Source organism: Streptomyces sp. NPDC001770, from assembly GCF_053596135.1.
Map to the genome: position 1 here is coordinate 1 of NZ_JBSFFN010000045.1, position 19141 is coordinate 19141.

Annotated in this window: 20 protein-coding genes; 5 read left to right on the plus strand and 15 right to left on the minus strand. The window is 71.5% G+C overall.

What is annotated here, in order from left to right; translation table 11 throughout:
* The 6 genes from ACWCSV_RS30195 to ACWCSV_RS30220 form a co-directional block, all read right to left on the minus strand.
* A partial coding sequence (locus ACWCSV_RS30195) for an HAD-IC family P-type ATPase (protein WP_451147694.1) occupies positions 1-869 on the minus strand: 869 nt, incomplete at its 3' end.
* Between the two features lie 26 nt (positions 870-895).
* Positions 896-2560: a potassium-transporting ATPase subunit KdpA gene (gene kdpA / locus ACWCSV_RS30200; RefSeq protein ID WP_451147611.1), complete on the minus strand. Its 1665-nt coding sequence runs from the start codon at positions 2558-2560 to the stop codon at positions 896-898.
* Positions 2561-2566: 6 nt separating this feature from the next.
* Complete coding sequence (gene kdpF / locus ACWCSV_RS30205; RefSeq protein WP_078075662.1) at positions 2567-2656, minus strand: K(+)-transporting ATPase subunit F; 90 nt, start codon at positions 2654-2656, stop codon at positions 2567-2569.
* A gap of 370 nt (positions 2657-3026) precedes the next feature.
* Positions 3027-3797: a DUF3710 domain-containing protein gene (locus ACWCSV_RS30210; RefSeq protein ID WP_390958132.1), complete on the minus strand. Its 771-nt coding sequence runs from the start codon at positions 3795-3797 to the stop codon at positions 3027-3029.
* Position 3798: 1 nt separating this feature from the next.
* Positions 3799-4329 (minus strand): dUTP diphosphatase, encoded by a 531-nt coding sequence (dut, locus tag ACWCSV_RS30215; protein WP_451147613.1) that lies wholly within the window; start codon positions 4327-4329, stop codon positions 3799-3801.
* The gene (locus tag ACWCSV_RS30220) at positions 4326-4910 is read right to left on the minus strand and encodes a PaaI family thioesterase (protein WP_451147615.1); all 585 of its coding nucleotides are present in this window, start codon (positions 4908-4910) and stop codon (positions 4326-4328) included. The genes dut and ACWCSV_RS30220 overlap by 4 nt, the downstream gene beginning before the upstream one ends.
* A gap of 58 nt (positions 4911-4968) precedes the next feature.
* Between ACWCSV_RS30220 and ACWCSV_RS30225 the strand changes: the two genes are divergently transcribed.
* Positions 4969-5436, plus strand: a complete 468-nt coding sequence (locus ACWCSV_RS30225; RefSeq protein WP_451147617.1) for a DUF3093 domain-containing protein — start codon at positions 4969-4971, stop codon at positions 5434-5436.
* Positions 5437-5489: 53 nt separating this feature from the next.
* Here ACWCSV_RS30225 and ACWCSV_RS30230 read toward each other — a convergent pair whose 3' ends face one another.
* The 4 genes from ACWCSV_RS30230 to ACWCSV_RS30245 form a co-directional block, all read right to left on the minus strand.
* On the minus strand, positions 5490-6458 hold the full coding sequence (locus ACWCSV_RS30230; RefSeq protein WP_451147619.1) for a hypothetical protein: 969 nt from the start codon (positions 6456-6458) through the stop codon (positions 5490-5492).
* Positions 6459-6470: 12 nt separating this feature from the next.
* Entirely contained in the window at positions 6471-6767 is a 297-nt protein-coding gene (locus ACWCSV_RS30235; RefSeq protein WP_003965732.1) for a DUF4193 domain-containing protein, read from the minus strand.
* 406 nt (positions 6768-7173) lie between these two features.
* Positions 7174-8415 (minus strand): sensor histidine kinase, encoded by a 1242-nt coding sequence (locus ACWCSV_RS30240; RefSeq protein WP_451147621.1) that lies wholly within the window; start codon positions 8413-8415, stop codon positions 7174-7176.
* A gap of 8 nt (positions 8416-8423) precedes the next feature.
* On the minus strand, positions 8424-9077 hold the full coding sequence (locus tag ACWCSV_RS30245) for a response regulator transcription factor (protein WP_450779201.1): 654 nt from the start codon (positions 9075-9077) through the stop codon (positions 8424-8426).
* A 381-nt stretch (positions 9078-9458) separates the two neighbouring features.
* Here ACWCSV_RS30245 and ACWCSV_RS30250 point away from each other — a divergent pair, with 381 nt between their 5' ends.
* Positions 9459-9632: a hypothetical protein gene (locus tag ACWCSV_RS30250; protein ID WP_266709942.1), complete on the plus strand. Its 174-nt coding sequence runs from the start codon at positions 9459-9461 to the stop codon at positions 9630-9632.
* 163 nt (positions 9633-9795) lie between these two features.
* Here the strand turns inward: ACWCSV_RS30250 and ACWCSV_RS30255 are convergent, their stop codons facing one another.
* The gene (locus ACWCSV_RS30255) at positions 9796-10596 is read right to left on the minus strand and encodes an inositol monophosphatase family protein (RefSeq protein ID WP_451147623.1); all 801 of its coding nucleotides are present in this window, start codon (positions 10594-10596) and stop codon (positions 9796-9798) included.
* Between the two features lie 91 nt (positions 10597-10687).
* Positions 10688-11815, minus strand: coding sequence for a ferrochelatase (locus ACWCSV_RS30260; RefSeq protein WP_451147626.1), 1128 nt, complete (start codon positions 11813-11815; stop codon positions 10688-10690).
* Positions 11816-12072: 257 nt separating this feature from the next.
* Between ACWCSV_RS30260 and ACWCSV_RS30265 the strand changes: the two genes are divergently transcribed.
* Positions 12073-13389, plus strand: a complete 1317-nt coding sequence (locus ACWCSV_RS30265) for a D-arabinono-1,4-lactone oxidase (RefSeq protein WP_451147628.1) — start codon at positions 12073-12075, stop codon at positions 13387-13389.
* 86 nt (positions 13390-13475) lie between these two features.
* Here ACWCSV_RS30265 and ACWCSV_RS30270 read toward each other — a convergent pair whose 3' ends face one another.
* The gene (locus ACWCSV_RS30270) at positions 13476-14585 is read right to left on the minus strand and encodes a hypothetical protein (RefSeq protein WP_451147630.1); all 1110 of its coding nucleotides are present in this window, start codon (positions 14583-14585) and stop codon (positions 13476-13478) included.
* A 529-nt stretch (positions 14586-15114) separates the two neighbouring features.
* On the opposite strand from ACWCSV_RS30270, the gene sepH reads away from it, so the two are divergent.
* A complete protein-coding gene (sepH, locus tag ACWCSV_RS30275; protein ID WP_451147632.1) occupies positions 15115-16152 on the plus strand; it encodes a septation protein SepH in 1038 nt (345 codons plus the stop codon).
* A gap of 67 nt (positions 16153-16219) precedes the next feature.
* On the opposite strand, the gene ACWCSV_RS30280 is transcribed toward sepH, so the two are convergent.
* Entirely contained in the window at positions 16220-17050 is an 831-nt protein-coding gene (locus tag ACWCSV_RS30280; protein WP_451147634.1) for a sulfurtransferase, read from the minus strand.
* Positions 17051-17308: 258 nt separating this feature from the next.
* On the opposite strand from ACWCSV_RS30280, the gene ACWCSV_RS30285 reads away from it, so the two are divergent.
* Positions 17309-18085: a VOC family protein gene (locus tag ACWCSV_RS30285; RefSeq protein WP_451147636.1), complete on the plus strand. Its 777-nt coding sequence runs from the start codon at positions 17309-17311 to the stop codon at positions 18083-18085.
* Positions 18086-18119: 34 nt separating this feature from the next.
* Here the strand turns inward: ACWCSV_RS30285 and ACWCSV_RS30290 are convergent, their stop codons facing one another.
* The gene (locus ACWCSV_RS30290; RefSeq protein ID WP_451147638.1) at positions 18120-19088 is read right to left on the minus strand and encodes an Lrp/AsnC family transcriptional regulator; all 969 of its coding nucleotides are present in this window, start codon (positions 19086-19088) and stop codon (positions 18120-18122) included.
* Positions 19089-19141 lie beyond the last annotated feature (53 nt).

A 19141-nucleotide genomic window follows, 5' to 3' on the forward strand; every position in this document is an offset into this window, starting at 1 on the left:
TCCATACCGGCGATACCGATCGCGGAGAGCAGCGCACCGATCGTGGTCGGGATCAGACAGACCAGCAGAGCGGCCAGCACGATCATCGACTGCTTGCTGCCCGCGTAGATCGCGAACGGCTGCAGGGTCACCACGGCGAGCAGGAAGACGATCGTCAGCGACGCCAGCAGGATGTTCAGCGCGATCTCGTTCGGCGTCTTCTGCCGTGCCGCGCCCTCGACCAGGTTGATCATCCGGTCGATGAAGGTCTCGCCCGGCTTCGTCGTGATCTTGATGACGATGCGGTCGGAGAGGACCTTCGTACCGCCGGTGACGGCACTGCGGTCTCCGCCGGACTCACGGATCACGGGTGCCGACTCGCCGGTGATGGCGGACTCGTCGACGGAGGCGACACCTTCGGCGACGTCACCGTCGCCGGGGATGATGTCACCGGCCTCGCAGACCACCAGGTCGCCGATGCGCAGCTCGGTGCCGGGCACGCGCTCCTCACGGGGCCCGTCCAGCCGGCGGGCGACCGTGTCGGTCTTGGCCTTGCGCAGGGTGTCGGCCTGCGCCTTGCCGCGGCCCTCGGCCACCGCCTCGGCGAGGTTGGCGAAGATCGTCGTCAGCCAGAGCCAGGCCGTGATGGCCCAGCCGAACCAGTCCGTGGGGTCCGTGGCCGCGAGCACGGTGGTGAAGACCGACCCGATCAGGACGACGAACATGACCGGGGACTTGACCATCACCCGGGGGTCGAGCTTCCGTACCGCCTCCGGGAAGGAGGTGAGCAGTTGCTTCGGGTCGAAGAATCCTCCGCCGACGCGGGCCGCCGGCTTCGGGTCCGCCTGTTCGTCCGGGGTCGGCGCGGGGGCCGTGGTCAGGGTGGACATCGTGTCCTCTTGCGGGGTTCGTGTGGTCATGACGCCAGCCCCTCGGCGAGCGGGCCCAGGGCCAGGGCCGGGAAGTAGGTCAGGCCGGTGACGATCATGATGGCGCCGACCAGCAGGCCGCTGAAGAGCGGCTTGTGGGTGCTGAGGGTGCCGGTGGTCTCCGGTACGGGCTTCTGCTCGGCCAGCGAGCCGGCCAGGGCCAGCACGAAGACCATCGGTATGAACCGGCCGAGGAGCATCGCGAGACCGATCGTGGTGTTGAACCACTGGGTGTCGGCGTTCAGGCCCGCGAAGGCGGAGCCGTTGTTGTTCGCGCCGGAGGTGTAGGCGTAGAGGATCTCGGAGAAGCCGTGCGCGCCCGAGTTCGTCATGGAGTTGGGCGGGGTGGGCAGCGCCATCGCCACGGCGGTGAAGCCGAGCACCAGGGCGGGGACGATCAGGATGTAGCAGGCGGCGAGCTTGATCTCGCGGGTGCCGATCTTCTTCCCCAGGTACTCCGGCGTACGGCCGACCATCAGACCGGCGATGAACACCGCGATGATCGCCATGATCAGCATGCCGTAGAGGCCGGAGCCGACACCGCCGGGCGCGATCTCGCCGAGTTGCATGCCCAGCAGGGTGATGCCGCCGCCGAAGCCGGTGAAGGAGGAATGGAACGAGTCGACCGCGCCGGTGGAGGTGAGGGTGGTGGCGACCGCGAAGATCGAGGAGCCGCCGATGCCGAACCGGTTCTCCTTGCCCTCCATCGCGCCGCCCGCGAGGTCGAACGCGGGGCCGTGGTGGGCGAACTCCGTCCACATCATCAGGGCGGTGAAACCGACCCAGATGACGGCCATCGTGCCGAGGATCGCGTACCCCTGCTTGAGCGAGCCGACCATCCGCCCGAAGGTGCGGGTGATCGCGAAGGGGATGACGAGGATCAGGAAGACCTCGAAGAGGTTGGTGAAACCGTTGGGGTTCTCGAAGGGGTGGGACGAGTTGGCGTTGAAGTAACCGCCGCCGTTCGTTCCCAGCTCCTTGATGACCTCCTGCGAGGCGATCGCTCCGCCGTTCCACTGCTGCGAGCCGCCCATGAACTGGCCGACCCCGTGGATTCCGGAGAAGTTCTGGAGGGCGCCGCACGCGACCAGTACCAGCGCGCCGATCACCGCGATCGGCAGCAGGATGCGGACGGTGCCGCGGACCAGGTCGGCCCAGAAGTTGCCGAGCTCACCGGTGCGGGACCGGGCGAAGCCGCGGACGAGCGCGACGGCGACGGCCATGCCGACGGCGGCGGAGACGAAGTTCTGCACCGCGAGGCCGCCGGTCTGCACGACGTGGCCCATGGCCTGCTCGCCGTAGTACGACTGCCAGTTGGTGTTGGCGACGAAGGACGCCGCCGTGTTGAACGCCTGGTCCGGGTCGATCGAGACGAATCCGAGGGAACCGGGCAGGCTGCCCTGCAGCCGCTGGAGCAGGTAGAGGAAGAGCAGGCTCACCGCGGAGAAGGCGAGGACGCCGCGCAGATAGGCGGGCCACCGCATCTCCGTGTTCGGGTTGGCGCCGATGGCCCGGTACATCCACTTCTCGACGCGCAGGTGCTTGTCGGAGGAGTAGACGCGTGCCATGTGGTCGCCGAGAGGGCGGTAGGCGAGGCCCAGCGCGACGATCATCGCGAGCAGCTGGAGCACACCGGCAAGGACGGGACTCATGTCGGGCTAGAACCTCTCCGGGTACAGAAGGGCGAGGACGAGGTAGCCCAGCAGGGCGACGGCCACGACGAGGCCGACGATGTTCTCGGCAGTCACAGCTTCGCCACCCCCCTGGCGATGAGGGCCACCAGCGCGAAGACCGCGATCGTGGTGACGACGAAGGCCACGTCGGCCATCGTGTGCTCCTAGATGAGGTTCGGTTTCTCTGACCTCATGAGCAAACCTCCGGCCAGAGCTTCCGACGCCTCCGTTGATGCCTTCCATACGAGGACGGGCGCTCCCTTGACGGCGCCCTTACGTGGCCGATACGCGCCCCTGACACCGGCCGGCCGCGAGGCCTGGTGGCACGCGAAACCACCCGCACGACCGCATGCGAAAGGCCGGTGGGCCGCACCCCCCGGTGTGAAGGGGTGTGCGGCCCACCGGCCTGAAAAAGCCGTACGTCCGTACGGAACGCGCGAGGGATCTAGCGGATCTCGCTGATCTCCGGTCCGCGCTGGAGCTGGCCCATGCCGCCGGAGAACTTGGAGCTCTCCTGCTCCTCCTGCTGGACGCCCTCGGGCACCATCTGGGCATCGTTGGGGAGCTTGAGGACGATCGGGTCGCGGGGGGCCATCGGGCCCTCGCCGCGGACGACCACGGTGTCCCGGAAGATCTGCTCCAGGAGCCCGGCCGCCTGCGGCTGCACGGCACCCTGGCCCGAGATCACGCCGCGCAGGAACCACCGGGGTCCGTCGACGCCGACGAAGCGCACCAGCTGGACGCCGTTCTTCCCGTCGGGAAGCTGTACGGGTACCTGGGCACGCAGCTCCCAGCCGAGCGGGCCCTCGACCTCGTCGATGATCCCGCCCTGCTTGGTGATGCCCGAGGCGATCTCCTCGCGGACCTCGCCCCAGATGCCCTCCTTCTTGGGGGCGGCGAAGGCCTGCAGCTGGATCGCGCTGTCGCGCAGCACCACGGTGGCGGCGACGATCGCGTCCCCGGCCACCTCCACCCGGAGTTCCATGCCCTCGACTCCGGGCACGAAGACCCCGCCCAGGTCCACTCGGCCCTCGCCGGGCCTGGAGACCTCGGAGACGTCCCAGGGTCCGTCCGGCCGCGGGGCCGGCGGAAGGTTCGTCCGACGGGCGCTCACCGCGTCGTCGGCACCATCGAGCTCGTCGGCGACCTGCTCGGTCTCGCGCGCTTCGTCCACCGCGTCCTCGGCGGAACCACTCTTCTTGCGACGTCCGAACACGTCACTGTCCTTCCCGGTCGGATACGACCGAAGCGTAGTTGTTCCCACCCGGGGTGATACCGCCCCCGACACCGTCCACCGCGGCATGACCACCGGTGGACCCGAATCCCCCTTCGGCCCGTGCCGAGCCGGGAAGTTCCGCGACCTCGTGGAAGCGCACCTTCTCGACCTGCTGGACGATCAACTGGGCAATCCGGTCGAAACGCTCGAACCGCACGGTCTCGCGCGGGTCGAGGTTGACGACGATCACCTTGATCTCTCCACGGTACCCGGCATCCACCGTCCCCGGGGCATTCACGAGGGCTACTCCGCAGCGGGCCGCGAGGCCGGAGCGGGGGTGCACGAAGGCCGCGTAGCCGTCCGGCAGGGCGATCGACACGCCGGTCGGCAGCACCGCGCGCTCCCCCGGGGCGAGTTCCGCCGCCTCGGTGGTCACCAGGTCGGCGCCGGCGTCGCCGGGGTGGCCGTACGCGGGAACCGGGACCTCCGGGTCCAGGCGCCGGAGAAGGACGTCGACGGGAGAGCGGGTCACGGGTTCACCTCGAAGGCTCGGGCACGCTTGATCTGGTCGGGGTCGGCCATCGCCGCGCGGATCTCGTCGGAGCGGCCGTTGTCGATGAAGTGGTCGACCTTCACCTCGACGAAGAGAGCGTCGGCCCGCACCGCGACGGGGCCCTCGGGGCCACCGATCCGCCCGGTGGCGGTGGAGTAGATCTTCCTGCCGTGCACGGCGACGACCCGCGCGTCCAGGTGCAGCACGGTCCCCACCGGCACGGGCGCCGAGAAGTCGGTCTCCAGCCGGCCGGTGACCGCGATGACCCGCAGCAGCCAGCTCAGCGAGCCGAGCGTCTCGTCCAGCGCCGTCGCGAGCACCCCGCCGTGCGCCAGACCGGGCGCGCCCTGGTGCTCGGGGCGCACGGTGAACTCGGCGGTCACGCTCACGCCCTCGCCGGCCCGGGCCGCGAGGTGCAGGCCGTGGGGCTGCTCGCCGCCGCAGCCGAAACAGTGTTCGTAGTGCGAGCCGAGAAGCTGCCCGGGCGCGGGCGCCTCGGGATGCCGCACGGGTGCCACCGCGTCGGCCGGGGGTGTCAGAGCTGCAGATGTTCCACTCACACGCGCAGACCTTACCCGCGAGCCCGACCGCGGGTCTCGCCGTGCCAAGCTTGTTCCCATGCAGCCTTCCGTACCGCCCTTCGACGAACGCCTCACCGCACCCCGCACCTGGTGGCTCATCGCCTTCGGGGTGGGGGTGGCCTGCGCGCTGATGCTCCTGCCGCTCGGCGGTCTGTTCCTGCTCGCGGGGCTGGTCGGCGGCACGGCCGCGACGGCGGTCGTGGTCAGTTCGTACGGCTCCGTCCGCATCCGGGTGGTCGCGGACTCCCTGGTCGCCGGGGAGGCGCGGATCCCGCTCTCGGCGCTCGGGGACGCCGAGGCGCTCGACGCGGAGGAGGCCAGGGCCTGGCGCACGCACAAGGCGGACGCCCGCGCCTTCATGCTGCTGCGCGGCTACATCCCGACGGCAGTGAAGGTGAAGGTGACCGACCCCGCGGACCCCACGCCGTACCTCTACCTCTCCACCCGTGAGCCGGAGGCTCTGATCGCGGCACTCTCCACGACACCGGTCGCGGCGCAGGACTGAGCGCGCGACGCCGGAGACCGGCGCGGGAGTGCGGACGACGGCTCGCACGGCCCTCAGCGTCCCTCCGCCTCCGGAGGGACGACGGCGGGGTCGGCGGGCTGCTCCAGCGCCGGGAGCCCGGTGAGCCGGTCCCAGGGGACCTGGTGTTTCCGCAGGTCCTTCCTGATGTGCGCGGCCAGCTTCCTGGTGTCGCGACGGTTCATCGCCGCACCCACGACCGCCCCGATCATCAGGGGGATGAGGTTGGGCAGGTCACGCGCCATGCGCTTCATGATCTGCTGGCGCAGCTCGCGTTTCATCTGGCCGCCCAGGGCCGCGTTGAGCGTGACGGGGCGGGTGACGTCGACGCCGCGCTCCTCCGTCCAGGACGTGAGGTAGGCGGTGGTGCGCTGGGTGAGATTGCCCGGAGGGCGTCTGCCGTAGATCTCGTGGAGTTCGGCGACGAGCTTCAGCTCGATCGCGGCCACCCCGGTGATCTCAGCCGCCAGCTCGGCGAGCATGGCAGGGGGTACGGGAAGCATGGCCGCGGCCCCGATGCCGGCGCCCACGGCCGCGGTGGCCTTGCTCGCGCCCGCGATCAGGCGGTCCGCGATCTCCTCGGGACCGAGTCCCGGGAAGTGGCGGCGGAGCGTGGCGAGGTCGCGCACGGGGACACGGGGAGCCGTGTCGATGATCCGGTCGGCCAGATGTCCGGCGACCGCCCTCGCGCTCTCCCCGCCCTTGTGCACTCCCCGTTTCAAAGTGTTCAGCGGCCCGGTCGGGGCCGCTCCGGGTGCCGGGGACCCGTGGTCGCCGGTCTCCCCGGCCTGTCCGGCCCCGTCCGGCAGGCCGGCCGCCGGGGCCACTTCGAGCGAGGCCGGGTGGCCCCGCTCGTCGTCGGTCGTGCCGGAGGGGTCGTGCGGGGCCTTGTGACGCCCGTCAGGGGCACTCAAGCCTTCTGCCGGGCCCGTACCGCCCTCATTCGCCTCCGGCCCTTCACTGCGCCGTGAGCGCCGCTTCCGGAACGGTCTGTCGCCTGTCACGGCGGCCCTGCCTCAGTCGCAGTCGCGGCAGATCGGCTGGCCGTTCTTCTCACGAGCCAGCTGGCTGCGGTGGTGCACGAGGAAACAGCTCATGCAGGTGAACTCGTCGGCCTGCTTGGGCAGGACGCGAACGGCGAGTTCTTCGTTGGACAGGTCCGCGCCGGGCAGCTCAAGGCCCTCCGCGGCGTCGAACTCGTCGACGTCGACGGCGGACGCGGTCTTGTCGCTCCGCCGTGCCTTCAGCTCTTCCAGGCTGTCCTGATCGACGTCGTCGTCGGTCTTGCGTGGGGTGTCGTAATCCGTTGCCATGTCGCTCTCCCCCTCTTGGGTGTCTGCGGGTGTCTCAGCGCACGTAACGCGTGAGAGGCCGGACTTGTGCCCGACCTGAGGCGGAGATTTTGCCTCACATCAAGGTCTGTTACTCAATCGACACCCGAACCGGCCGCCGCTGAGCGGTCGGCTTGGGTGGCGAAGGGGACCGTACACGGTCCGGATGCCGGGCTTCACGGGTGCCACCCCGTGTACTTCCCGTGATACCACCCCCCGAAAACCCGGGCGTTTCCCGGCTTTACGCCCGTAGGGGGCTCACGGAGAGTAGATGCGCCCCCTGAGGCCCCTGTGATCGATCACACAGGGACAAACCGGTGACGCATCACGAAAATTCCGCTCAAAGCGAAAGCGATGGACCCTCCCCCTGATCGCTTCGTGACGCTTTTCAGACGGGCAGAGTGACGCGCATCACGAGACCGCCCCCCTCTCGGGGCTCCGCGATGATACGGCCTCCGTGGGCCCGCGCCACGGATCTCGCGATCGACAGGCCGAGACCGACCCCCTTGTCGCTCCCCGTCCGCTCCGTTCGGAGCCTCCGGAACGGCTCGAAGAGGTTGTCGATCTCGTACGCGGGCACCACGGGACCCGTGTTAGAGACCACCAGCAGCGCCTGCCCCGGGCCGAACTGGGTGGTCACCTCCACCCAGCCGTCCTCCGGGACGTTGTAGCGCACCGCGTTCTGTACGAGGTTCAGGGCGATCCGCTCCAGCAGGACACCGTTGCCCTGGACGACGGCGGGCGCGCGCTCGCCGCGGATCTCCACGCCCTTCTGAGCCGCCTCCGCGCGTGCCTGGTCGATGGCGCGGTCGGCGACCTCGGCCAGATCGACAGGTTTCCGCTCGACGATCTGGTTCTCGCTCCTGGCGAGCAGCAGCAGGCCCTCCACCAGCTGCTCGCTGCGCTCGTTGGTGGCGAGCAGCGTCTTGCCCAGCTGCTGGAGTTCGGGCGGGGCAGCGGGGTCGGAGAGGTGGACCTCCAGCAGGGTGCGGTTGATCGCCAGCGGGGTCCGCAGCTCGTGCGAGGCGTTGCCGACGAAGCGCTGCTGTGCGGTGAACGCGCGCTCCAGGCGGTCCAGCATCTCGTCGAAGGTGTCCGAGAGCTCCTTGAGCTCGTCGTCCGGTCCGTCCAGTTCGATCCTGCGCGACAGGTCCGTCCCTGCCACCCTGCGGGCGGTACGGGTGATCCTGCCGAGCGGGGAGAGGACGCGGCCCGCCATCGCGTAACCGAAGGCGAACGCGATGATGCTGAGCCCGACGAGCGCCAGCAGGGCCCGGTTCAGCAGACTGTCCAGCGCGTGCTGGCGCTGGGAGGCCGTGCAGGCCTTGATGGCGTCGTTGAGCTGGTCGTTGTTCTGCGAGGCCGCCAGCTGCGGGCACGTCGTGCTGGAGATCCGGACGTTGGTGCCGGACACCTGGAAGGCGGGGCCTCCCGCGTCGTGCAGGGCCTGCGCGGCCAGCATGTAGATGATCGCGAGCAGCAGGATGCCCGCGATCAGGAACATCCCGCCGTAGAGGAGCGTCAGCCGTATCCGGATGGTGGGACGCAGCCAGGGCGAGGTGGGGTCCTGCTGCTTGGGGTCCCAGGTGGGTTTCGGAGGCGCCGGCAGCGGCGCCGGGAACGTGGCCATCGGGTCGCTCAGATCCGGTAACCGGAACCGGGGACGGTGACGATGACCGGGGGCTCACCGAGTTTGCGGCGCAGCGTCATGACGGTCACCCGTACGACGTTGGTGAAGGGGTCGGTGTTCTCGTCCCACGCCTTCTCCAGCAGCTGCTCGGCCGAGACCACCGCGCCCTCGCTGCGCATCAGCACCTCCAGCACGGCGAACTCCTTCGGCGCGAGCTGGATCTCCTGCTCGCCCCGGAAGACCTCGCGGCGGTTGGGATCGAGCTTGATGCCGGCCCGCTCCAGGACGGGTGGCAGCGCCACCGTCGTACGCCGGCCCAGCGCGCGGACCCGCGCGGTCAGCTCGCTGAAGGCGAACGGCTTGGGGAGGTAGTCGTCGGCCCCCAGTTCCAGTCCTTCGACCCGGTCGCTGACGTCCCCGGAAGCGGTGAGCATGAGCACCCGGGTGGGCATGCCCAGCTCGACGATCCTTCGGCAGACGTCGTCCCCGTGGACGAGCGGGAGGTCCCGGTCGAGGACCACGACGTCGTAGTCGTTGACCTCGACCCGTTCCAGGGCCGCCGCTCCGTCGTAGACCACGTCGACGGCCATCGCCTCGCGGCGGAGTCCGGTGGCCACCGCGTCGGCGAGCAGCTGCTCGTCCTCGACGACGAGTACGCGCACGGCACTGTCCCTTCTCAGATGTCGTTCCCGCGGACGTTACGCACGTCCGGGAAGGGCCCGGCCGGCCCCTTGTCGGAGCACGTCGGGCCGACTGTTCGCGACCATCCTGCCCGCAACACCCATAAACCGGCGGTAAGGCGGCCGCCCGCGACCTGCGGGTTCGAGAGGAATCGAAGAAGGGGGCATATTCGCGGGCGAGTTGAGGTTTCTCCTCCTGCGGGCCCGGGGAGGACGCATTTACACCCGCGATCACGCCACGTATGTGGCTCGCCACTGCCGTCCCTTTTCCCGGAGGGGCCGCGTGACCGACGGCACTCGGGACCAGGCCCGAGAAATCACGGCACACCCCCGTGCCACCGACCCACGCCGAGGGGGCGCTTCATGGACGCTTTCACCGCAGGTCTGCTCCACCGCATCAGGACGACCGAGTCCGACCTCACCCGTGCCCGCGAAACGGGCGACGACTTCCTCGCGGACGTCGAGCAGAGTGAGCTGGACGATCTGCTGCGCCTCGCCGCCGAACACGGCGTCGAGACCGGCGTCACCACCGTCTGACCCGAGAACGACCCGCACACCGCACCCGGGAGCCGCAAGCACCACCGAGCCGCAGCAGACGAGAGCCTGAGCACCACGGATCAGCCGCATCACGCGAGAACGCCCGCCGGACCTCCCCAGGAGGATTCGGCGGGCGTTCTCGCGTGTCCGGGCCGGGACGGCATCAGTCGTGCCAGGCACCCAGCTCCTCGAGGATGGCCTGAAGCGGCTCGAAGACGCCCGGCGAGGCGGCGACCGTCAGGTCTCCGTCGGCCGGCAGCCCCGGACGCCCGCCGGTGAGCGCGCCCGCCTCGCGGGCGACGAGGTCGCCGGCGGCCAGGTCCCAGGGGTGGAGTCCGCGTTCGTAGTAGCCGTCGAGCCTTCCCGCGGCCACGTCGCACAGGTCGATGGCGGCCGAGCCACCGCGCCGGATGTCCCGCAGCCGGGGAATGAGCCGCTGGGCCACGTCGGCCTGGTGGGTGCGGACGGTGGCGACGTAGTTGAAGCCGGTCGACACGAGCGCCTGGTCCAGCGGTGGCGCGGGGCGGCAGCGCAGCGCGGTGCCGTTCACGTAGGCGCCGCCGCCGCGGACCGCGTGGAACGTCTCGCCGCGCATCGGCGCCTCGACCACGCCCACGACCCGCTCCCCGTCGAGTTCGGCGGCGATCGAGACCGCCCAGGTCGGCAGGTTGTAGAGGTAGTTCACCGTCCCGTCCAGCGGGTCGATGACCCAGCGGACACCGCTGGTGCCTTCACGGCTCGCACCCTCCTCGCCGAGGAAGCCGTCCTGGGGCCGGTGCTCGGTGAGGAAGCCGGTGATCAGCTTCTCGGCCGCGATGTCCATCTCGGTGACGACGTCGATGGGGCTCGACTTGGTGGCGGCCACGCCCAGGTCGTCGGGGCGGCCGTCGCGCAGCAGGGCGCCCGCGCGGCCGGCGGCGGTCCGCGCGAGGTCGAGGAGTTCGGCGAGCAGGGGGTCGGTCACGGCGCTCCCAGGAGGTCGGGGTCGGGCATGGGCGTCGGCGGTGGGACGGCGGGTCGGCTCCCGCCCGGCTGTCCGGGGCGGGGCGGCGCGGTCAGGAGAACGGGCTGTCGGCGCCCGCGGCGGCCGGCTTCGGCGCGCGCGCCGGGCAGCAGCCGACCGGGCAGAGGTCGTGCGAGGGGCCGAGGGCGCCGAGCGCACAGCGGTCCACGCGGTACCCCTGTTCGGTGGCGGCGCGCTCCAGCACGAGGTCGCGGACGGCGGCGGCGAAGCGCGGGTCGGCTCCGACGGTCGTGGACCGGCGGACGGGCAGCCCGAGCTCGGCGGCCTTGGCGGTGGCCTCGGTGTCGAGGTCGTAGAGGACCTCCATGTGGTCGGAGACGAACCCGATGGGGACCATCACGACCGCCGGGACGCCGTCACCGTGCAGGGTCTCCAGGTGGTCGCAGATGTCGGGTTCCAGCCACGGGATGTGCGGGGCGCCGCTGCGGGACTGGTAGACGAGCTGCCAGGGGTACGCGACGCCGGTCTCCTCGCGCACCGCTTCGACGATCGCCCGGGCGACGTCGAGGTGCTCGGCGACGTAGGCGCCGCCGTCGCCGTGGTCCTCCAGTGGCCCGGAGGTGTCGGCCGCCGACACCGGGATGGAGTGGGTGGTGAACGCCAGGTGGGCCCCGGCGCGCTCCTCGTCGCCGAGGCTCGCGAGCGAGGCGAGCACCCCGTCGATCATGGGAGTCACGAAGCCCGGGTGGTTGAAGTAGTGGCGCAGCTTGTCCACGCGCGGCACCGTCAGTCCCTCGGCCCGCAGGGTCTCCAGTGCGTCTGCGAGGTTCTCGCGGTACTGCCGGCACCCCGAGTAGGAGGCGTAGGCGCTGGTCGCGAGGGTGAGGATGCGGCGGTGTCCGGCCTCGGTCATCTCACGGAGGGTGTCGGTCAGGTACGGGGCCCAGTTGCGGTTGCCCCAGTACACCGGGAGGTCCAGGCCGTGGCCGGCGAAGTCCTTGCGCAGGGCTTCCAGAAGGTCCCGGTTCTGGCCGTTGATGGGGCTGACGCCGCCGAAGAGGAAGTAGTGCTTGCCGACCTCCTTCAGCCGCTCCTCGGGGATGCCCCGGCCGCGGGTGACGTTCCGGAGGAACGGAACCACGTCGTCCGGGCCTTCGGGGCCGCCGAAGGAGAGCAGCAGCAGGGCGTCGTAGGGAGCGGGATCGCGCAGATCGGACATGGCTCCGATCCTGCCATCCGCCGGCCGGAGCATCGCAACCGACATCCGCCCGGACCGCCGGGGCGGGGTGGGCGGGGGGTGCGCCCCGCGGCCGTGAGTATGATCCCCCTCCAACTGGCCGGGAACATGCCGTTCCTGGCCGTGACGTTCCCTGCCCCGGGCCTGGCCGCCGCACCGCCGGCGGATCACCACGAAGGCCCTTGCCGCGCCGGTTCCGGCGGCTCGCGGGCCGGCGCAGACGGGAAGGCGTGGGGAAGATGACCAGCACCGACGCGACGACGACCACGTGGCGCAACTGGGCGGGGAACGTCACCGCCCGGCCGGTACGGGAGGTCTCGCCGGCCTCCGTGGACGAGCTCGCCGCCGCCGTACGCCGGGCCGCCGAGGACGGGCTGCGGGTGAAACCGGTCGGTACCGGTCACTCCTTCACGGCGGCGGCCGCCACCGACGGGGTGCTCGTCCGCCCCGACCTGCTCACCGGCATCCGCGGGATCGACCGCGAGGCGATGACGGTCACCGTGGAGGCGGGCACTCCGCTCAAGCGGCTCAACGCCGCTCTGGCCCGGGAGGGCCTGTCGCTCACGAACATGGGCGACATCATGGAGCAGACGGTCGCCGGGGCCACTTCCACCGGCACCCACGGCACCGGCCGCGACTCGGCGTCCATAGCCGCGCAGATCCGGGCCCTGGAGCTGGTCACCGCGGACGGCACGGTGCTGCGCTGCTCCGAGCGGGAGAACCCGGAGGTCTTCGCGGTCGCGCGGATCGGGCTCGGCGCACTGGGTGTGATCACCGCGATCACCTTCGCCGTGGAACCGGTCTTCCTGCTGACCGCCCGCGAGGAGCCGATGACGTTCGACGCGGTGACCTCCCGCTTCGACGAACTGGTCGTCGAGAACGAGCACTTCGAGTTCTACTGGTTCCCGCACACCGGGAACTGCAACACCAAGCGCAACAACCGCAGCGCCGGCCCCACCGCCCCGCCCGGCCGGATCAGCGGCTGGATCGAGGACGAGCTCCTCTCCAACGGGGTCTTCCAGGTGGCCTGTTCGGTGGGCCGGGCCTTCCCGGCGGCCATCCCCTCGATCGCCCGGATATCCAGCCGCGCCCTGTCGGCCCGTACGTACACCGACATCCCCTACAAGGTGTTCACCAGTCCGCGCCGGGTGCGGTTCGTGGAGATGGAGTACGCCCTTCCGCGTGACGCGGCCGTGGCCGCGCTGCGGGAGGTCAAGGCGATGGTGGACAGGTCGCCGCTGCGGATCAGCTTCCCGGTGGAGGTCCGCACCGCGCCCTCCGACGACATCGCCCTCTCCACGGCGTCGGGCCGGGAGAGCGCCTACATCGCCGTCCACCTCTACCGGGGCACGCCCCATCAGGCGTACTTCACGGCGGTCGAGCGGATCATGGCGGCGCACGGGGGCCGCCCGCACTGGGGCAAGGTGCACACCCGGGACGCCGGGTACCTCGCGGAGGCCTACCCGCGCTTCGGCGAGTTCACGGCGGTACGCGACCGGCTCGACCCGGACCGGGTGTTCGGCAACGACTATCTGCGGCGCGTGCTGGGCGACTGATGGGCCGTCGCACAGGACGGAGCCCCGGCCGCCGCCCTCACGGGCCGGCGACCGGGGCTCTGCCGGTGGCTGGGTACGGGTGCGGGTCACTCCCCGCCGGTGCCGCCGTCGGCGGCCGGGTCCTGCGTGACCGTGCCGGTGCCGTCGTCGGTCTGCCCGGGCGCGGTGCTCGCGCCGTCGCCGGACGACGTGGGCGCCGGCGTCTGCGAGGGCGCCGGGGTGGTGGCGCCGTCGGTCGGCGAGGGGGCGGGGGTGGTGGCCGCGCCGCCGTCGTCGGTGGTCGCCGGGGCCGACGCGCCGTCTCCGTCCTGGCCGGTACCGGTGCCGGGGGTGGCGCTCGGTCCGGTGCCGGGCTCGTCGTCACCGGTGCCGGCGCTGGATTCCGTACCGGCCGGCGGCTGCGGATCGGCCGTGCGCGCGTCGCCGCCCCGGACGACGGAACCCACGGTCGTACCGTTGCCGCCGCTGAGGTCGTTGCCCGAGACCAGCTCGAACCCGGTGATCCCGAGCATCGACACCGCGAAGACCACGACGGCCGCCACGACGGGCTTCCGCCGGCTGCGGCGGGTGGTGCCGTGGGTGGTCGCCGCCGAGAACCCCTCGTCCGGTCCGCTCTCCTCCGGCGGCAGGCCGGGCCCGGTGATCCGCAACTGCCGGGTGGCGTCGTCCGGCTCGTCCGCCGGGGCGGGGACGGCCCGCAGCGAACGGGTCCGGTCGTCCTCCACCCCGGCGGACGGGCGGAGCATCCGCGTCCGGTCAGCATCGGCCGGCCAGGTGCGCTCGATCAGCCGGGTGCGCTCCGTCAGCCGGGTGCCGTCGATCGCCTGCGCGCGGTCGATCACCCGGGTGCCGGCCCGATCGCCGTCGGCACCTCCCATGACGTACGTGGCTCCGCGGCGGCCGCGCGTCGTCTCGCGGGTCCGTACGGCGACCTGACGGCCCCCCGGGTTGGTCACCTGCACGGTGACCTCACGGATCTGCTCGCCGGTGCGGCGGAAGAAGTGCTGGAAGACGGAGCCTCCGCAGGTGGCGACGATGCTCATCACGCCCGCGCCCAGGATCGTTCCGTACACCCCCAGCTGCGAGGCCGCCACGGCGGCCGCGACCGCGGCCACGGCACTGCCGGCGACCTGCGGCACATTCAGATCTATGCGCCTTTCCTTCGGTTTTATGTCGCTTTCCGGCTTTTCAACCATGACCAGCCCTTGCTTGACATCTCTCCCACCATGCAACAGGAAGAGACCTTTGGGCGGAGTGGATAGTTCCGTTTCTGGTGATTCTGTGAAGCAGGACACGCGTCAGGGGCAAACGGGCGGCGAACGGGTATCTCCACCCTCATGCCCGCCGTCAACCTCCGTCGCCGAGGACACCCGTCGACAACTCGGACGGCGTGCCGGTCCACCCCGGTGGCCCGAATGGAGTACTGTGACGAGCCCTGGGGCCGGACTCCCGCAAGGGTGATCCGGGTCCTGCGGGAGGGGGCCGAAGTCGGCACTCGAACCGGCGGCGCCGACGCATCGCACGGAGACTCGTTGCACAGGGCGACCGCACCAGTCGTTCTGCGTCACCATGGGTAACCGTGTCACGAAGGCGTACCAGGGCCAAGGCCCGACACACGCCGGGCAACTTGGCAAGGTTGTGGCAGGCTGCACCCGGGCAGGCCACACTCGACTAGCGGAAGCAGCGACGCACGTGACGTCGGCAGGCACCACCCGGGAGGTCCCCATGCCCGAACTGCGTGTCGTGGCCGTCTCCAACGACGGCACACGACTGGTGCTCAAGGCTGCGGACAGCACGGAGTACACGCTTCCGATCGACGAGCGTCTCCGTGCCGCGGTGCGCAACGACCGCGCGCGGCTCGGACAGATCGAGATCGAGGTGGAGAGCCACCTCCGCCCGCGGGACATCCAGGCCCGGATACGAGCCGGTGCCTCCGCCGAGGAGGTCGCCCAGTTCGCCGGGATTCCCGTCGACCGTGTCCGCCGCTTCGAGGGCCCCGTGCTCGCGGAGCGCGCCTTCATGGCCGAGCGGGCCCGGAAGACTCCCGTACGCCGTCCCGGCGAGAACACCGGCCCCCAGCTCGGCGACGCGGTGCAGGAGCGTCTGCTGCTGCGGGGCGCGGACAAGGAAACGGTTCAGTGGGACTCCTGGCGCCGCGACGACGGCACCTGGGAAGTACTGCTGGTCTACCGCGTCGCGGGCGAACCGCACTCGGCGAGCTGGACCTACGACCCGCCGAGGCGGCTGGTCCAGGCCGTCGACGACGAGGCGCGCTCGCTCATCGGCGAGTCGGACACCACCGCTCCGGAGCCGAGCTTCCCGTTCGTGCCGAGGATCGCCCGGCTGCCCCGGGACCGGCCGCTGGACCGCGCCCTGGACCGGCAGATGGACCGGCACGCCGAACCGGAGGAGTTCTCCGCCCCGACGGCCGCCGAACGCGATTCGCTGACCAGCCTGCTGGAGGCGGTGCCGAGCTTCCGGGGCGACATGGTCGTACCCGAGCGCCCCTCGCAGCCGGAGCCCGCGGCGATCGAACCGGCCATCGAGGAGCCCGCGGCGGACGAGCCGCCGGCCGCGTCAGCGGGTGCAGGCTCCGCGTACGCCGATGTACTGATGCCGCGCGCGGTCGCGGGGCACCGGGACCGGCTCACCGGGACCACCGACCGCCAGGCGGAGGCGGACGGCGTCCGCCCGGGCCGCCGGGCCGCGGTGCCCAGCTGGGACGAGATCGTCTTCGGCACCCGGCGCAAGAAGCAGGACTGAGGCTCGGGGCTCGCCCCCAGCGGCGGGAGGCCCCCACGCGCAACGCGTGGGGCCTCCCGCCGTTCGGCTACTGGGGCTCCGGTCCGGTCGCGACCGGGCGCGACTCGTCGGAGGACCACTCCGACCAGGAGCCCGGGTACAGCGCCGCCCGCAGGCCCGCGATTTCCAGGGCGAGCACCTCATGGGCGCCGGAGACGCCCGAGCCGCAGTAGACGCCGATCTCCTCGTCCCCCCGGGCGCCGAGGGCGGCGAAGCGGTCGGCCAGCTGCCCGGCGGGAAGATAGCGCCCGTCCTCGCCCACGTTCTCGCCGGTCGGGGCGGAGAGGGCGCCCGGGATGTGGCCGCCCACCCGGTCGATGGGTTCGACGTCGCCCCGGTAGCGCTCGCCGGCGCGCGCGTCGAGCAGGACGCCGGTACGGGCCAGGGTCGCCGCGCCGTCGGCGTCGAGCACCGGAAGCGCCCCGGGCTTCGGCCGGAAATCGCCCTCGTGGGGGCGCGGAACGTCGATGGACAGCTCGCCGTCCCACGCCGCGAGACCCCCGTCCAGCACCCGGACGTCCTCGTGGCCGGCCCAGCGCAGCAGCCACCAGGCGCGGGCCGCGGCCCAGCCCTGGCCGCCGTCGTAGACCACCACGGGCCGGTCCGGGGATACGCCCGCCCTGCGCATCGCGGCGCCGAAGCTCTCGGGGTCGGGCAGCGGGTGACGGCCACCACCGGCTCCGGCCGGACCGGCCAGTTCGGTGTCCAGGTCGACGTAGACGGCGCCGGGGAGATGGCCCTCCTCGTACGCGGCCCGGCCGTTGGGGCCGCCCAGCTGCCAGCGGACGTCGAGGAGCACGGGCGGGCGGGGCCCCGCCGACTCGCCCGCGTATTCGGATGCGGTGATGATGGGCTTCATGAGGGCCATCCTCGCGCAGCGACCGGCCCCACCGTGTGGCGTCCGCGTGAACGCGGACGAGAAAACCGTCGTAGCGGACAAATCGGTCAGGTTCAGCCGAGAACGTGCCTCGCGCGGCGCGGCCGGTGGGCACTGGGCCCCAGTGGTGCGAGCATCGGGACGGGGCGGGACAGCGTTTGCGAGCCGTACCGCGCCCCTGGACGGCGGACCGGCCCCGATCTGCCGCACGGCCACCGATGGTCCGAGGAGAGAAAGACGATGACCGAGGCTGTCTCCCGGCGCACGCCCGGCACACCCTGCTGGGTGAGCCTGATCGTGCACGGCCTGAGCGCCACCCAGGACTTCTACGGCGCGCTCTTCGGGTGGGAGTTCAAGCCCGGCCCGGAGCAGCTCGGCCCGTACGTGCGCGGCAGACTCCAGGGCGAGGAGATCGCGGGCATCGGCCAGTTGCCTCCGGACCGCCATCTGCCGATCGCCTGGACGACCTATCTCGCCACCGACGACGCGGACGCCACCGCCGAGACGATCCGGTCCTGCGGCGGCACGGTGGCGGTCGGCCCCCTCGACGCGGGCCCGGCGGGCCGTCTGGCCATCGCCTCCGACCCGAACGGAGCGGTCTTCGGCCTCTGGCAGGCCGCCCGGCACGCGGGGACGCGGATCTGGGGCACTCCGGGCACCCCGGTCTGGAACGAGCTGGTCACCCGGGAGACGTCCTCGGTCGCCAAGTTCTACCAGGCGGTGTTCGGTTACGAGATCCAGGCGGTCGTCTCGGCCGACTTCGACTACCAGACCCTGCACCTGGACGGCCGTCCGGTCGCGGCCCTGCACGGAGTCGGGCACGCCCTGCCGCGCGACCGGGGGCCGCACTGGATGACGTACTTCGAGGTCGAGGACACCGACGAGGCGGCCGCCCGGGTCGTCGAGCTCGGCGGGCACATCCTCCAGCCGCCGCGCGAGGGCATGAGCGGCCGGCTGGCGACGGTCTCGGACCCGGAGGGCGCGGTCTTCACCCTCCTCAGGAGCAGCGAGAGCTGACCGACGGCCCATCGGTCCCAGAGACCGGCGCGGGTCAGCGGCGGGGGTCGTAGGTCAGCGCCTTGACCTGACGCAGGGTCAGTACGGTTTCGGCGTCGCGCACCCCGGGGATCGCGCCGATGCGGTCCGTCAGGTAGGCGTACAACTCCTGAGTGGTCCGGCACTGGACGGCGGTGACGAGGTTCGCGCGGCCGCTGACCGCCGCCGCGAACCGCACCTCGGGGTGGGCCGCCAGGGTTCTCCCCACCGTGACCAGGTCGCCGGGCGCCACCGTGAGCCAGAGCATGGCCCCCACGTCGTGGCCGAGCGGTTCGTGGTCGTACTCGATGTCGAAGTAGAGGACTCCGGTGCGGCGCAGCCGGTCCAGCCGCCGCTTGACCACCGATTCGGACTGGCCGGTCCTGCTCTGGAGTTCGGCCATCGGCGCCCGCCCGTCCCGGCGGAGCACGCCGATCAGCGACTCGTCCACGGCATCCAGGACCACGGGCCCGGCGGAAGGCTCGCCGAGTGCGGGTCGCAGCGCCTCCTCCTGTGCGGCGGTCAGGGCGCTGATCTTGCTCAGCCAGCCCAACGGGCCACCGTAGAACGGGTTCAGTACGCAGTGGGCGCTGACCGAGACGACGTGCGGGGTACGCGGCAGCCGTCCGAGCAGGAGTTCGTCGCATTCCTGCTGGGTGCGCGGCCTCATGGCGCACATGACCTCGGTGCCGCCGGACATGAGCCCGATGTAGGAGGTGTCCTCGCGGCGCGCGAGTGCGGTGGCGAGTGGTTCCGCGGCATCGGGCGTGCAGCGCAGCCGGACGATCCAGCTCGGTCGCCCGAGCCTGGTCTCGTCGGTCATCCCGAGCACCCGGAACCCGGTGTCGCGGCGCAGCCCCGTGAAGCGGCGCGCGACGGTCTTGTCCGAGACGCCGAGGACTTCGGCGATCCGTACGAAGGAGGCCCGCCCGTCCAGTTGAAGGGACTGCATCACCTTTAGGTCCAGGGCGTCGGGCAGGGCCACCGTCGTTCTCCGATCCGTCTCGTTGCCGTCCGGGCCGTGCGACGGCCCGCCCC

Bases quoted from the DNA above. Each gene is read 5' to 3' on its own strand.
- ACWCSV_RS30225 (WP_451147617.1), top strand. From the start codon at position 4,969: ATGCAGCCTTCCGTACCGCCCTTCGACGAACGCCTCACCGCACCCCGC.
- sepH (WP_451147632.1), top strand. From the start codon at position 15,115: ATGCCCGAACTGCGTGTCGTGGCCGTCTCCAACGACGGCACACGACTG.
- ACWCSV_RS30270 (WP_451147630.1), bottom strand. From the start codon at position 14,585: ATGGTTGAAAAGCCGGAAAGCGACATAAAACCGAAGGAAAGGCGCATA.
- ACWCSV_RS30235 (WP_003965732.1), bottom strand. From the start codon at position 6,767: ATGGCAACGGATTACGACACCCCACGCAAGACCGACGACGACGTCGAT.
- ACWCSV_RS30260 (WP_451147626.1), bottom strand. From the start codon at position 11,815: ATGTCCGATCTGCGCGATCCCGCTCCCTACGACGCCCTGCTGCTGCTC.
- ACWCSV_RS30280 (WP_451147634.1), bottom strand. From the start codon at position 17,050: ATGAAGCCCATCATCACCGCATCCGAATACGCGGGCGAGTCGGCGGGG.
- ACWCSV_RS30250 (WP_266709942.1), top strand. From the start codon at position 9,459: ATGGACGCTTTCACCGCAGGTCTGCTCCACCGCATCAGGACGACCGAG.
- kdpA (WP_451147611.1), bottom strand. From the start codon at position 2,560: ATGAGTCCCGTCCTTGCCGGTGTGCTCCAGCTGCTCGCGATGATCGTC.
- ACWCSV_RS30265 (WP_451147628.1), top strand. From the start codon at position 12,073: ATGACCAGCACCGACGCGACGACGACCACGTGGCGCAACTGGGCGGGG.
- ACWCSV_RS30285 (WP_451147636.1), top strand. From the start codon at position 17,309: ATGACCGAGGCTGTCTCCCGGCGCACGCCCGGCACACCCTGCTGGGTG.
- ACWCSV_RS30240 (WP_451147621.1), bottom strand. From the start codon at position 8,415: ATGGCCACGTTCCCGGCGCCGCTGCCGGCGCCTCCGAAACCCACCTGG.